Origin of the sequence: Paenibacillus eucommiae, from assembly GCF_017874215.1 — a bacterium.
GTDB classification, from domain to species: domain Bacteria; phylum Bacillota; class Bacilli; order Paenibacillales; family NBRC-103111; genus Paenibacillus_AI; species Paenibacillus_AI eucommiae.
Genome location: NZ_JAGGLB010000002.1, coordinates 367,460 through 381,503 on the forward strand (window position 1 = coordinate 367,460; position 14,044 = coordinate 381,503).

Consider the following 14,044-nt stretch of genomic DNA (forward strand, 5'->3'; position numbering starts at 1 on the left):
TCCAGATGAAGTCACTACTGATCTGCACCAATTGCTTCAGAAATATGGGTAAATCCATCTCTTTCAAGCAGAGCCTTCAGCCCTTTATTCAATGTACCGAGAAGCTCCGGACCTTCGTAGATCAAAGCCGAATATACCTCTACGAGACTTGCGCCAGCCCGTATTTTGTCATAAGCGTCCTGAGCTGTGAAAATGCCCCCCGAACCAATAATCGGAAGCTTCCCTTCAGTAAGACGGTATATAGTTCTTATGATCTCTGTTGAACGCTTGGTTAACGGCCTGCCGCTTAAACCGCCTGCCTGCACCTGATTAGGATGGTTAAGCCCTGCCCTGCTAAGCGTCGTGTTCGTCGCAATGATTCCGGATATTCCATTGTCCATAATGGAGCGAACCGTCAGTTCCAGCTCTGCATCTGTTAGATCAGGAGCAATCTTGACCAGCACCGGCTTGCCAGGATGATTATGCTTATCCTTCTGCAGTCCCATCTCATCCCTTACGGCATGAAGCAGTCTGTTTAAATCATTCCCATGCTGCAGATTACGTAAATCTGGCGTGTTCGGTGAACTGATATTGACCACAAAAAAATCACCCCACTCAAAAAGCCTGCGAATGCAAGAACGATAATCATCCTCTGCATGCTCATTTGGTGTCAGCTTGTTCTTCCCAATATTGACAGCCACCGGAATAACCCGCCGGCCTGCCTTACGCAAATTATCGGCCATCTCTTCAATACCGACGTTATTAAAGCCCATTCTATTGATTAAGGCCTCATCCTCAGGTAAGCGGAACAGCCTTGGCAGCTCATTACCTTCTTGAGGCTTAGGCGTAATCGTCCCAACCTCCATAAACCCAAAGCCCAGCCGGGAAAATGCCTTGACCGCTTTCGCATTTTTATCCAGTCCTGCGGCTAGTCCAATTGGATTCGTGAATGTAATATCCCATAGTGTTTGCGATAAAACAGATGAATACGGAACCCCATACATCGATTGTATCAATTGTTTGCCACCAGGAAAAGCCCCAACCGCCTGAAGCCCGTTAAGGGTAAGATGGTGAGCCTTTTCTGGGTCCATTCGAAATAAAATCGGCTTCCCCAGTTTTTTATATAACATGTACACGCACCCCGTTCTTTATCAATACTCTAACAGTCAGTTTATCCGACTCCGGGAAATTATGCAATCATATTAGGCTTATTTATCCATACCAGAGACAACAGGGACGCATCATGAAAGCGCTAAACATTGTTGTACTAATCTCCTCCGGAAATGTGATATGATAAGCCTATATCCTCATTCCTACTTAAAGAAAGGTGATTGTCATGTCAAGAAGAAAACCTGTTCAAACTCAAAGAAAAAACAAAGATGAAATTAACAAAAAAGCGCTGATCTGGACGGGCTCGATCATGTTGGCTATCATCATATTTATGGCCCTGTCGTTAATTTTGAAGTAGCTTATTTTGAAGTAACGTAATCAACAGGCACTTTATAGTTTTTATTTTTAGTTCAGCCATTTGTATTTTTTTCGGGGGTTAGTTTCCTCTGTCTCTACAGGCAGCTGGAATGATTTGCCCGGTTTACCTACTCCCTTGTCGCCTTTTGATGGTTCTGGCGAGCCCGGGTTTGATGGATCTGAGTCTTCGGGAGAAAGCTTCTTGCCAATCTTCACCTTTGTCTGGTGAGGAACCATATCGTACAGCTCTTCAAGGTCCGCTTGCAGCATTCGCACACACCCAAGGGATTCATCTGCGCCAATGCTGCTGGGCTTGTTCGTGCCATGGATCGCATAGAGGGTATCCGACAGCGTCATGCCCCTGCTTCCAAACTCCCCGTTTGATTTACCATTCGGATTTCTAACCTTTTCAGAGATGATAAATTCTCCTTCCGGCGTCTTATCTCCTCCTAAACCAACCGGATAACTGCGAACGATAAAGCTGCCGCTGACTAACAGCAACCGATGCTTCTCTGTGTCGATGAGAATTTCTAACGGCTTCCCCAGTGGAGAAGACAGCATTTCCATGCTTTTGGCACTTTGTGGCTCTTTAGGCGGCTTCTCTTCCGTTGCAGCAGTGGGATCGTCCGTATTCGACTTTGGAGGCTGCCCGGAAGCTGGCACTCCGCTGTTCGTTTCCCGCTGCTCTTTAAGCACCTCAGGGAACATTGCTTTCATCCGCGGCGTCATGCCGGGCAGCAGATTTTCCGGATAAGGGCTGCTTAATTGTTCCGCTTTGTTAGGCATTACACCATTCTTTTGCTTATACGCCGTTATAGCCGAGCTTAACACGATAGCTTCTTCACGTTCCGCACGCCAATTTTCAACAACCGGCACAACCTCATCAACACTGCTTGCATCGCATGAGCATAATTCTGGATCGTAATACTGAACGAGTGATTGGCTTTTATTGTCCTCACTATGCTCCACTCCGAGTAAAATCTTCGGGGCTTTGAACCACTCGATCCATTGCCCATCGGCCGTTCGTTCACCTTCTACAACAAGCGCCTTTTCCCAAACCTTTTCCTGGGGCGCTATCATCTCCGCCAGCTCATCTTTCCAGCTTCTTTGGGAGTAGTAAATTTTCGCGCCCGTCTCCATGGGCAGTGGAATCACAGATTCAGGCTGCAGCACAGTAAGACCCGAATTTGTTGGTTCAACAGAAGGCACAGGAGCAGAGCTCCCTTCCTCCCTAGACTTTTCCCTGGCCATATCCATAGAAGCTGGAATATATAAAAATAGCAGCAATGCTGCCAAAATAGCCCATCGCCATCTTGAGCTCTGCTTTTGCTTCTGCTTGCTCTCAATTTGTAAATTTGCCAGTAGAACCTTATCCAGGTTATCCTTGTCAAAAACAATTTGCTGGCGCTCAAATGCTTCATAGATTTCACCAGCCTTGGCAAAGCAATAATTTGCCTTTGCTTCCTTGCCCTTTGCAGCGTATTCTCTACCGAGCAAATACCAGCCCATCTTATGCTCGGGATGTTCTTTTACATAATTTTTTAAATATAGAGGATCCTCGATCGGATTATGCTGAAAAAACCGTTCAACCTGCTGCAGATTTCTCCGCTTATCATTCATTGAATGTTCCTCCAGTCTCTAAATTGACTTCTACGTATCCTTTTATCAGTGAATGGGCGTCCGCGCGCAATTGCCCTTCTTTTTTTATCGGCAGCATTTGCTCATTTATGAAGAAAAAAGACGAGCCTCAGGGAGATCATGCCTCCTCCAGCCCGCCATACTTAGCCCCTTTAGTTATCCAATAAATCAGTTATTGAATGCCACTGCTCGTTGGTTAAATAATTCCGGTCTTCCATAACCAGAGCGAACGCGTTCACGACTTCCGGATCAAAATGTGTGCCTTTACATCGGATTAGCTCATGGACACCTTCCATATAGCTTCTTTCATTCGCATAAGGTCTAAAAGTAGTCATCGCATCAAAAGCATCTGCAACCGCAACGATTCGGGCAAAAAACGGGATTTCCGCCCCTTTCAGCTTATCCGGATAACCTGTACCATCCATTCTTTCATGATGATGCTTAGCAACCTGAGAGGCCTGTATCATTCGTTCCCTAGGCTCTATTTTGGATAAAATACGTGCTCCAATAAGGGTGTGTGAAATCATAATTTCAAACTCTTCCTCGTTCAGACTTTCGTCTTTAAGCAGCACACGATCTGGAACTCCAATCTTACCGATATCATGCATTAACGCAGCCCTGTGAAAATGACGGCACTCCTTCTCGTCTACACCCATGCGGCGCGCAATCCACAGTGAATAAATCGCCACACGTGAGGAATGCCCTGCTGTGTATGGATCTTTTGAGTCCAAAGCAAGGATCAGGGTTTGAATAGCACTCATAGAAAAAGTATGCGACTCTTTGCCAGCATCTTTTTGCAGCTCTAATGAAGATTCCAGCAGAAGCGTCAGTTCCCTATTTTTTTGCTCAAGCTCAACAATTCGCTCCTCAAGCTTCCTTACATGAGTCACAGGCTGTCCCCCCACTGTGCTAATCATTGTAAATATCATAATCTAAAGAAGCTGTTGTTGTGAAGCATAAATATGAAACGACAGCGCCTGCTCAGCACAGGATGTGTAGAGTAGGCGCTGCATATTTCATATATACATGGAACATTCATTTGGAGAAAAACGCCTCGTTGCGCCCTTTGAGGTGCGTGTTAGTGACGCAGTGCTTGAGTGGTAAGGGGTGTGGGCTCCAGCCGCTGTTAAAGATTTGTTCCTTGAATAGAATGGATGTGGGTTTCGGAGGGTGGGCTGCTGCCAGGTGCCACTATCACCTTATCGGATGATAGCTGTTCTATGCTGCTGATCCCACTGTACATCCTTGCCGATCTGTTCTGCGAAAAAGCGTACCGGCACATAGGTGTTGTCTTTCTTAATGTAAGGCGCTGCATCTGTAGCCAGTGAAACGTCCGGTTTGTTTGGTTCCATTCGCTTGATGCCAGTTTTGTCTATATACAGCTCAATCGTTACATTACCCTTCTTTAATTGAACTGTTCTGGCTCCGTTCACATTGGAATAAGTAACCTCGTAGCCAAGGGCTTCACTGATTGCCCTCACCGGAACCATTGTGCGTCCATTTACGATTTCGGGTTGAACCTCGAATTTGATCACACTGTCCCTGTGAACAACTTTAACCGAGTCATTTACAGGCAGGCTCTGTGGTAGCTGATACGGGGTAATTTGACGGATTTTATTATTAAAGGCATCCGCCACCAGAATCGTTCCATCTCCAGCAACAGCGACGTTGCTAGGATTATTGAATCTGGCTTCACCTTCGACGCCATTAGTCTCACCAGTTTCAATTGTTCCTGTTAATGTGGAAACTTTGCCATTTAGCAAATAACGAACAGCATGGTTGAGACTGTCTGCGATCAGAAGTCCGCCTTCAGAAGTGACAGCTATCCCTTTTGGAAAATCGAATTTAGCCTTTAGAGCATCGCCATCCGCATAATCTCCTGCTGCATAAAGGGCGTTGGCCGCGAATAAGCTTTTGCCGTCAACCTCCATGCCGGAGCCTGCTACTGTAGTAACTACTCCCAAGCTAAAATCAATATAGCGAATCCGTTGATTTCCAGTATCACTTACGAATAAGTTGCCCTTAGAATCAACCGCCAAACCGGAAGGCTCGTTAAATTTAGCTTCCTTAAGGCTGCCGTCTTTATAGTCACCTGCAATGACGGCTGCGCCTGGCCTAACCTGAATAGCCCGATCTGATGCTGAATTCAACGTAGATACTTTTCCATCCAGTGAAATTTTACGAATGACATTATTTTTAGTGTCTGCTACATACAAGGTTCCGTCTGCAGCGGCGACAACATCTGAAGGATGATTGAAACGGGCTGCCCCGCCTTCTCCATCAACCAGACCGAAAACACCATTACCTGCAAGTGTAGTGACTTTTCCTTTGCTATCTATTTTACGGATCGCATTGTTGCCTGCATCTGCTACATATACATTGCCTTTAGCATCAGCTGCGAGACCCATGGGCTCGTTGAAGAACGATTCAGAGGCTTGGCCATCTAGAAGCCCTCCTTCTGGAAAGCCTTGCTCGTTAAAAGTGACAACAAGCTCTGGTCCAGCAAATGTTGAGACTTGTCCAGCAGAAATTTTGCGGATCACATGGTCCCGCGTATCTGCTACGAGAACGCTGCCGTCTGCTAAGACGACGATGCTTCCTGGTGAGCGGAAGGTCGCATTCAAAGCATTCCCGTTCTTGAGATTGAAATCACCAATTCCGGCGTAGGTTGTAATATCAGCCATGATTCGACCATCAACATTCAGCAGGGCATCTGCTTTCAGGCCGGCAGCCCCGGCCACGGAGCTGCCCAAAAGAGCTGCAGCCAAAAGCGAAGAAACAACAATTTTTTTAAATGGTTTCATGTACTTCTCCTTTTTGTCTGTACTTAAGGTTCAAGAATAAAAGAACTGAAAGGTATAATCGTTTGAGTTGGAGACGGCAGTGTCACTGGGATACGAGTCCCATTCTTAGTAACGAGAATGATACCATTCGCAGGTATTGTTATTTTGCTTTCACTAGAGACACCAGGCCTGGAATCAGGGCTGATTTGGAAATTAAAGGTGACAAGCGTCTTTGTGCCGGAAACTGTGATCGCTGGGTCTGAATTATTATAATTTGTTATCGCGTAAACTAACTCTCTTAACTGAGCTTCTTGATTTTGAGGGTATACAGCAATGTGCTCCACACTATTTTGAGGCCCAAATACAGGGTTAGCATTGGTTGCGATATAAGAAGCATTGATCTTATCGGCGGTAATATTACCGTCATAAAGTAAATGAACCTCTGCGCCAAAAATGGCATTGGCACCGGCAAAATCCTTCAATTCCAAAGTCAGCTTAAATTTACCGAGACTATCAGGCTCTGTCGACTTGAAGCTCACAGTTGGCGTCAATACAGGTGGATTGGTCCCAGGGTCTGGATTTGGATTGGATGTTGAAGGCGTAGAAGGCGTAGTTGTGCTTTGATCTTTCTTATCCAGCTTCGCTTTCTCCTCCAAGAACTTCTTCTTAGCTTCATTATCCAGCTTCTTCAGCAATTCAGCCTCTGCCTTTGCTTTTGCTTCTGCTTCAGCTTTTTTGTTAGCTTCCTCAATTCTTTTCTTCTCTAACTCCAATTTTTCAAGAGCATCCTTCAACTTATTTTTCTGCTCCTGTAATTTCTTAAGCTCCTCTTCCTTCTTTAATTTCTTCTGAGCTTCCAATAGTTTTAGCTGTTCTTGCTTTTTCTTCTCCAGCTCAGCGTCAACACCTGCAGTTTTATCAATAGGCTTAACCTTATCAAGATCAAGCTTCTTAGCTGGATCTGTAATCAGTTTATTTATATCTTCAATAATTTTGTCAATCGCTTGCTTATCTACTTTTTTATCCGCTATAGCAGCTTTAACAATATTTCCAATCAGATTGTCAAGGTTTGCCTTCACTCTATCAAGCTCTGCCTGATCTTTAATAACTAGAGTAGAATCACCCAGCTCACCGATTGCTCCCTCGGCGATTTTTTTCTTCATTAGTGCAATGAATTCCTCATTTTCCAAGTCAATCGAAGCTTTGTCGCGAATAATAGCCTCAATTATAGAACTGGAAACCTGACTAATGAGGTCATTTACATCGACTATGGAAACCTTTAGTTCCAAATCATTAACTTCATCGCGGGAATCTAATGAAATCTGCTGCGAAGGATTTAGGATGGTAACACTATCTGATTGCTGCTCATCATCTTGATTGTCATTTTGAACCGTAGTTTCCACTTTACCGGCGGCAACACTAACATATGTTTGACCTGTTACTGGATCAACAGAAGTTAAAACCTTTGTTCCCCGGACTGCCATAACCGCAGTTGGTGTTTCCATTTCAAACTTGTCACTCGTGCCTGCAAGTGATTTCACTTTAACCCAGATAGAACCTGCCCACACTTTAAATTTTGACTTTTTACTGCCGTTTGAAGTAGATAAATCGGAAACATTTAATTCTGCATTGCTGCTTAATGTAACTTCAGCATCATTGCTGCTGACATTCAGCTTTACTGAACCATTCGAGCCTGTATACAACGTATCGCCCTGATTTAAGCTCATACCTTCATAAGCATCATACTTCTGGGAGCCGCCGCCCTTCTTAACTGTCACATCGCCACTCAATGAAGATACGATAGCGACACGGACTGTCTTGGCTTCTGCTGTTCCAGCCAGGGCGGATGATAGCAGCCCAAACACCAGAACACAGCTCATCAGCATGGCTACAAATGATTTGTTCTTAAAGCATCTGTTATGCAAAAACAATTCCACAATAAGTTCCTCCTCTTTTACAGCTCTCCCATGACTTCATACACCATGACAGGCTTTTCTTTCCCTTTTACTTTGATTTCCCCGACAGGTTCAATACGGAAAATATCCTTAACTCGGGCATATGTATGTTCACTAATTAGAATTTGGCCGGGCTTTGCATTGGATTCCAGCCTTGCAGATAGATTCACCGTGTCGCCGATGGCCGTGTAATCCAGCCTTAGGCCTTCAGATCCTATATTTCCTACAACAGCAGGACCGCTATTAATCCCTAATCCGAATTTAACCCCAATGCCATAATCACGGATAAGCTTCTGCTCTAGAATATCGGCCTGCCCTTTCATTTCAATCGCAGATCTAACGGCCATTTCGGGATGATTATCAAACTCTATCGGAGCTCCGAACATTGCCATTACACCATCACCCATAAACTTGTCCAAGGTTCCATTGAACTTAAAGATGGCTTTCGTGCATACATCCAGGTATTCATTCAACACTTGGATGACCTGTTCCGGCTCAAGCTTCTCAGACATTGGAGTGAAGCCGCGAATATCAACGAAAATCAGCGTAATATCTTTGCGGCTGCCGCCAAGCTTGACATCTTCTCCGGACTGCAGAAGCTCATCGACAACGCTTTTGGCTACAAAACGGCCAAAGATGCCTGTAACGCGCCCGCGTTCCTTGCGTTCTGCCAAGTAATGGCTGACAATCGACCAAATATAAATCGTGACCATGGCAAAGACCGGATAAATTAAGGGTGTAAGTATGGATACAAAGAAATACAAGCTGAACCAAAGCAGCGCATATAAGACCAAAAATCCGAGAAATACGAAGGTGGCTATACGGCCTTTAAATCTTTCAAACAGAAAAATAGATAGTAACGAAATGATAAAGATGATAGCAATACTTGCTGCCTTGCCGCTTTCCTTATAGAACTTATTCTCCAACAACGTTTGAATCATATTGGCATGAATTTCAATCCCAAACATCTTTACCGAGCTCACAGGTGTGGGGTATTCATCCAACATGCCGGTAACATAGGGGCCAATAAGAGCAATAGTGCCTTCTGGGAAGGGAATATCTTTATTTAATACATCCACAAAAGAGATGGTCTCATAGCCGGTATTCGCGTCAATTTCCTGGCGTGGTACCGAATAAAATTCAGTCGCAACCTGATGCTTGCCGCTGGTTGGAATGACTTTACTTCCGCGCATCCATTGTTCAGATACATCGTCCCATCTCACCTGTTCTTCTTCCGGAAGCACCAGGTTTATCAAGGCTGCACTAAATGCAAGAATCATATTATTATTTTCATCAGGTAATCCTACGGGCAATTTACGAGCCTTCCCGTCTTTGTCTACAAATACATTCACATGTGCCATTCTTTGTTTATCCGTAGTCAAGTTGGGAGATGGGTAATCGATCCTCTCGGGGATCAGCTGACCAGCCTCTAACTGCTTCGCAGGATAATTGATTTGTACAGGCATGATGATGTTATCGTAAGCTGCAAGAACGTCAGCTAATTTTTTGTCGTCATCTGAATTTTTGGAGGGCTCCGCCATCACAACGTCGAGCCCGATCGCTGCTACGCCTGCGTTCTCCAATTTTTCAATAGCCGCTGCGTAAACCGAGCGGTCCCAAGGAAACTTGCCTATTTCCTTTAATGATTTGTCATCTATCTTAATAATTTTGATCCGGTCGTCCGGCTGCCTCTCCGTAATCGATTTCGTATTTCGCATAGAGTCCTGCAAAGGCCCTTCTATAAAATACAATTTGTTCGCGGTGTAGAGAAATGTCGAAAAAAGCATCAACACCAAACCGGCCGCAATAGTCTGTAACCAGTTTTTCTTACTCATATGATCCTCCCTATTATTTACTAGCTTCATTGTAAAGTCACATCCTACAATTGGCAATGAATTGTTGTCTTAATCTACAAATTGTATCAATAAAAAAGCCCTGCTCCAGCTAAGGAGACAGGACTTCTTCTACATAATGTGACAAAATCTACAAATCAAGGAATTCATGGATTAATTAACTAAATGGAGAGTCAGCCACTTTAATGGAGTCAGTAGGACATCCATCTTGAGCATCCTGCAGGTCATCGTACAAATCATCCGGTATTTCTGTTACCCCTTTGTTATCATCACCTTCAAAAATCACTTCTGCAATCCCTTCATCATCATAGTCGTAAATGTCAGGGGCAGTAGCACCGCAAGCTCCGCATGCGATACAAGTATCTTTGTCCACATATGTGTATTTTGCCATTTCTCATTCCTCCTCCACGATAGCCTTAATGTACCCTCACACTAGAATATAATATAAAAGGTTCTAAAGTTCAAACTTTTTCAATAAAAAGGGCAATACTTTCAGCATCATCCAAAGATAGCACCCTAATATTGGAAGACTCATAATTCATATTTGTTGCAATAGCCAATGGGGCTGACTTCAAGTTATGAATAATTCTGCTTTGCTCCTCATTTCGAAATACGGCTATCTGCGGATAACTCTCCATCTTAAAGCCTTCTATTAATATATAATCCATGGCTTCCAGAGAAGTGATAATTGCTGCAAGATCCTCTGCTGCTTTCTTTTCAAAGCGATGGATGTAACCCGGAGAAACCGTAACGACAGTATCCGCGCCTTCTCCAATAAATAAAGAAGAATCTGTATGAGGAGCTTCTTTATAATGCCCATGTGCGTCATGTTTGATAACAGCAACCTGGTACCCCTTCTTCTTCAGAACAAGGAGGACATTCGCAATCACTGTTGTCTTCCCGCTATTGGCATATCCTACAAAACCAACGACAACTGCCATTTAGGGCCCACACTCCCCGCTCCTCATTTATTTTCATCCAAAGGGTTATTCTTGAGATGATCCATTTGCAGGGAAGTCCCTCTGGCTTTATGATTTCTTAGCAGAGTTGAAGGATCGTCACCCAGCATACCGGCCGTAAGTATGGCATCCTCGCCAAATTTATCGCGGAGCGAGTCCATAATTTGATTCAAACGATCTTTTTTGGGCTGCTTGTCAAAGTCAAACAAGTCCAATTGAATCGCTGTGTCTTCTTTTGCCGTCAAATTCTGCAAAGTAATCCCCAAAAGCCGGATTGGCTTTCCTTTACCCCAATGCTGATCAAACAGCCTGCAGGCCGTTTTGTATATTTCATCCATATGCTCTGTTGGCGATTGTAGTGTCAGTGAACGGGTAATTGTCTTCATTGCCGGGTCCCGAATTGTAATCTGAATGGTTGTAGCTACTAGCTTTTGTTTTCTAAGCCGTCTGGCTACTTGATCTGATACGTTCAGGAACACCCGGTATACTTCCTCGCTTTCCGTATAATTGCGAGGGAGAGTCGTAGTGTGACCTATGGATTTACTCTGTTCCTGCTCCGGATTTACCGATGAATGGTCTATTCCATTTGCTGAGAGCTTTAATAACGTCCCCATGACGCCAAAATGCCTGTTTAATGCCGCCTCGTCCGCTTTAGCGAGCTGTCCGATCGTATGAATGTTCAGCTTGGTTAGCTTATCAGCCGTTTTTTTACCAATTCCGTATAAATAGCCGCAAGGCTTGTCCCATAAAACGTTGGGCACGTCCCGCAGCCGTAACACAAAGATACCTTTGGGCTTTTTCATATCTGATGCCATCTTGGCCAGCAGTTTGTTGGGAGCAATGCCGATAGAGCAAGGCAGTGACAGCTCCTCATATATTTGACGCTGCATCATGTCGGCGATTTCAAGCGGTGTTCCAAATTGCTTGGACCCGGTAATATCTACAAAGCATTCATCAATAGACATGGATTCGACCAGCGGCGAATAGCTGTAAGCAATCTGCATGAACTTTCGTGAATACTGCCTATAAAGATCAAAATTGGGCTTTATCAGCGTTAAATTCGGACATAGCTGTAGCGCCTGTCTGACCTGCATACCGGTTTTGACACCCTTGGCACGTGCAGCATAAGAAGACGTTACGATAATACCTTTGCGAAGCTCTACACTCCCTGCTACTGCGATTGGTTTCCCCTGGTAAAGCTCTGGCTCCGCGGCTTCATGGACGGAGCAATAAAAAGCATTCATATCTATATGAAGAATTACACTACCCTGCTTGGGGTAATGCTCACTTCCCGGCTTCATGCTCAGCACGTACTATCTTCAATTCTATTATGGAAGGGGTGCGTATATATTTAATAGTAATGGTATCCAAATCTGGCGCCAATAATGTCCTTAATGGTTGAGTAGACAAAATAAAAACACCTCCAGATAATTAAAGCCACTTCCAGCATACAATTACACCGCTTCGAAAGCAAGCAAGCAGACATGGCTATTTTTTGAAATATCGGACAGGGTCCGCTTAAATATGGTATAGTTATTCATTATAGATTAACCTAATTCCCGGAATCTGTCCGACAAAACTAAAAAAAGAATGAATCATTTAGGATTGCTCATGGTTAATTGTTACGATGAAAGTTTTTCTGCGAAAAACTCAAGGAGGATACTTATGTCAAATTCAGTAAAAATCTTCGATACCACCCTAAGAGACGGGACCCAAGGAGAAGGAATCAGCCTTTCCGTTGAAGATAAAATTAAAATCGCCCGCAAGCTGGACGAGCTTGGGGTTCATTATATTGAAGGCGGCTGGCCTGGCAGCAACAGCAAGGACATTGAGTTTTTTGAACGGGCCAAGCAAATGACTTTCCGCAATGCCAAGATTACAGCCTTCGGCAGCACTAGAAGGAAGGATTCCAAAGCAGAGGAAGACATTAATTTAAACAGACTGATCGAATCAGGAGTCAGCGCAGCCACCATTTTCGGAAAGTCCTGGGATTTCCATGTGCATACCGCGATCCAGACAACACTTGAAGAGAATTTAGCGATGATTTTCGATTCGGTGAAATATTTGAAAAGCAAAGGTTTAGAAGTCGTTTATGATGCAGAGCATTTCTTCGACGGTTACAAAAACAATGCGGCTTACGCCCTGCAAACGATTCAAAAGGCACAAGAGGCAGGCGCCGACTGGATTACGCTGTGTGACACAAATGGCGGCTCGCTGCCTGGCGAAATCACTAGTATCGTAAGCGAAATTCAAAACCACATTTCAACACCTATAGGCATTCACGCCCATAATGACTGCGAGCTGGGAGTGGCCAATAGTCTAGCCGCGGTGACGGCTGGAGCCAGAATGGTTCAAGGCACTATTAACGGTTATGGGGAACGCTGCGGCAATGCTAATCTTTGCTCCATCATCCCGAACCTGCAAATCAAGCTTAATTTCGATGTGGTCAGCAGCGATCAATTGAAATCACTGACCTTGGTTTCCAGATACATTAGCGAAATTGCCAATATGAATATGCCTGTCAACCAGCCGTATGTAGGAAATGCGGCGTTCGCTCACAAAGGCGGCATACATGTATCAGCTATCCTCAAAGACGCCAGCACTTACGAGCATATCGTGCCTGAGCTGGTTGGCAACAAGCAGCGGGTTCTAGTCTCTGAATTAGCCGGACAAAGTAATGTTTTGGTCAAAGCCCAGGAAATGAATCTAGATTTCGGCAAAGAAACCCAGAAGACCAAGGCAATCATAGAAAAAATTAAGGACTTGGAGCATCAAGGCTACCAGTTTGAAGGGGCAGATGCCTCTCTCGAGCTTCTCCTGCGCGACGCTTTCGAAGGTTTGGAAGAAATTTTCACGTTGGAATCTTTTAAAATGCTGGTAGAGAAATCTGCTAACCATGCTGTTGTCTCGGAAGCAATCGTGAAAGTCAAAGTGCATGGCCATACTGTTTACACAGCAGCTGAAGGCAACGGCCCTGTCAACGCCCTAGACAACGCACTTCGCAAGGCACTTGTGCAGTATTATCCGGATATCCAACAAATCCACTTATCCGATTACAAAGTCCGTGTATTGGATGAGAAGGATGCGACTGCCGCCAAGGTCCGCGTATTGATGGAGTCTACAGACTCCAACAGCACTTGGAACACACTCGGAGTTTCCAACAATATAATTGAAGCAAGCTGGTTTGCTCTCGTTGACAGCCTGCGCTATGCACTCATCAGCAGAAAACGCATAGATCCCGCCAACAACGAAAACGTGGAACGATTTGGCTTGATGAACCATTAATCGCTTCAAACCACCAATATAAAAGCTGTAGAGTTGACCCGTCGGGTCAACCTACAGCTTTTTTGGCGAATTTTTTTAACGATATAAAACATCACTAAATAGCCACGATTGGGGTCTCTTCCCTC

General features: G+C 44.5%; 11 protein-coding genes. 2 read left to right on the forward strand and 9 right to left on the reverse strand.

Features of this window, described 5'->3' with window-relative positions; all coding sequences use genetic code 11:
• Nucleotides 1-14: 14 nt before the first annotated feature.
• Nucleotides 15-1,109 (reverse strand): quinone-dependent dihydroorotate dehydrogenase, encoded by a 1,095-nt coding sequence (locus J2Z66_RS04020; RefSeq protein WP_209970067.1) that lies wholly within the window; start codon nucleotides 1,107-1,109, stop codon nucleotides 15-17.
• Nucleotides 1,110-1,315: 206 nt separating this feature from the next.
• Here J2Z66_RS04020 and J2Z66_RS43325 point away from each other — a divergent pair, with 206 nt between their 5' ends.
• Nucleotides 1,316-1,447: a hypothetical protein gene (locus tag J2Z66_RS43325; protein WP_281068788.1), complete on the forward strand. Its 132-nt coding sequence runs from the start codon at nucleotides 1,316-1,318 to the stop codon at nucleotides 1,445-1,447.
• Nucleotides 1,448-1,494: 47 nt separating this feature from the next.
• Here J2Z66_RS43325 and J2Z66_RS04025 read toward each other — a convergent pair whose 3' ends face one another.
• The 8 genes from J2Z66_RS04025 to J2Z66_RS04060 all read right to left on the reverse strand — a co-directional run bounded on the left by J2Z66_RS04025 (nucleotide 1,495) and on the right by J2Z66_RS04060 (nucleotide 11,935).
• Nucleotides 1,495-3,066 (reverse strand): L,D-transpeptidase family protein, encoded by a 1,572-nt coding sequence (locus J2Z66_RS04025; RefSeq protein WP_209970068.1) that lies wholly within the window; start codon nucleotides 3,064-3,066, stop codon nucleotides 1,495-1,497.
• A 170-nt stretch (nucleotides 3,067-3,236) separates the two neighbouring features.
• Complete coding sequence (locus J2Z66_RS04030) at nucleotides 3,237-3,974, reverse strand: HD-GYP domain-containing protein (protein WP_209970069.1); 738 nt, start codon at nucleotides 3,972-3,974, stop codon at nucleotides 3,237-3,239.
• Between the two features lie 309 nt (nucleotides 3,975-4,283).
• On the reverse strand, nucleotides 4,284-5,888 hold the full coding sequence (locus tag J2Z66_RS04035) for a stalk domain-containing protein (protein WP_209970070.1): 1,605 nt from the start codon (nucleotides 5,886-5,888) through the stop codon (nucleotides 4,284-4,286).
• A 23-nt stretch (nucleotides 5,889-5,911) separates the two neighbouring features.
• The gene (locus J2Z66_RS04040; RefSeq protein WP_209970071.1) at nucleotides 5,912-7,804 is read right to left on the reverse strand and encodes a FecR family protein; all 1,893 of its coding nucleotides are present in this window, start codon (nucleotides 7,802-7,804) and stop codon (nucleotides 5,912-5,914) included.
• 17 nt (nucleotides 7,805-7,821) lie between these two features.
• Nucleotides 7,822-9,657, reverse strand: a complete 1,836-nt coding sequence (locus J2Z66_RS04045) for an adenylate/guanylate cyclase domain-containing protein (protein ID WP_209970072.1) — start codon at nucleotides 9,655-9,657, stop codon at nucleotides 7,822-7,824.
• A 175-nt stretch (nucleotides 9,658-9,832) separates the two neighbouring features.
• Nucleotides 9,833-10,066 carry a ferredoxin gene (locus J2Z66_RS04050; RefSeq protein WP_209970073.1) on the reverse strand — a complete coding sequence of 78 codons (234 nt, stop codon included), beginning with the start codon at nucleotides 10,064-10,066 and terminating at the stop codon, nucleotides 9,833-9,835.
• Between the two features lie 70 nt (nucleotides 10,067-10,136).
• Entirely contained in the window at nucleotides 10,137-10,616 is a 480-nt protein-coding gene (gene mobB, locus J2Z66_RS04055; protein ID WP_209970074.1) for a molybdopterin-guanine dinucleotide biosynthesis protein B, read from the reverse strand.
• 23 nt (nucleotides 10,617-10,639) lie between these two features.
• A complete protein-coding gene (locus J2Z66_RS04060) occupies nucleotides 10,640-11,935 on the reverse strand; it encodes a DNA polymerase IV (protein ID WP_209970320.1) in 1,296 nt (431 codons plus the stop codon).
• Between the two features lie 364 nt (nucleotides 11,936-12,299).
• Between J2Z66_RS04060 and cimA the strand changes: the two genes are divergently transcribed.
• Nucleotides 12,300-13,919, forward strand: a complete 1,620-nt coding sequence (gene cimA, locus J2Z66_RS04065) for a citramalate synthase (protein WP_209970075.1) — start codon at nucleotides 12,300-12,302, stop codon at nucleotides 13,917-13,919.
• Nucleotides 13,920-14,044 lie beyond the last annotated feature (125 nt).

What these genes read in the sequence shown, in the direction of transcription:
- J2Z66_RS04020 (WP_209970067.1), bottom strand. Translation starts at nt 1,109, where the DNA reads ATGTTATATAAAAAACTGGGGAAGCCGATTTTATTTCGAATGGACCCA.
- J2Z66_RS43325 (WP_281068788.1), top strand. Translation starts at nt 1,316, where the DNA reads ATGTCAAGAAGAAAACCTGTTCAAACTCAAAGAAAAAACAAAGATGAA.
- J2Z66_RS04025 (WP_209970068.1), bottom strand. Translation starts at nt 3,066, where the DNA reads ATGAATGATAAGCGGAGAAATCTGCAGCAGGTTGAACGGTTTTTTCAG.
- J2Z66_RS04035 (WP_209970070.1), bottom strand. Translation starts at nt 5,888, where the DNA reads ATGAAACCATTTAAAAAAATTGTTGTTTCTTCGCTTTTGGCTGCAGCT.
- J2Z66_RS04045 (WP_209970072.1), bottom strand. Translation starts at nt 9,657, where the DNA reads ATGAGTAAGAAAAACTGGTTACAGACTATTGCGGCCGGTTTGGTGTTG.
- J2Z66_RS04050 (WP_209970073.1), bottom strand. Translation starts at nt 10,066, where the DNA reads ATGGCAAAATACACATATGTGGACAAAGATACTTGTATCGCATGCGGA.
- mobB (WP_209970074.1), bottom strand. Translation starts at nt 10,616, where the DNA reads ATGGCAGTTGTCGTTGGTTTTGTAGGATATGCCAATAGCGGGAAGACA.
- J2Z66_RS04060 (WP_209970320.1), bottom strand. Translation starts at nt 11,935, where the DNA reads ATGAAGCCGGGAAGTGAGCATTACCCCAAGCAGGGTAGTGTAATTCTT.
- cimA (WP_209970075.1), top strand. Translation starts at nt 12,300, where the DNA reads ATGTCAAATTCAGTAAAAATCTTCGATACCACCCTAAGAGACGGGACC.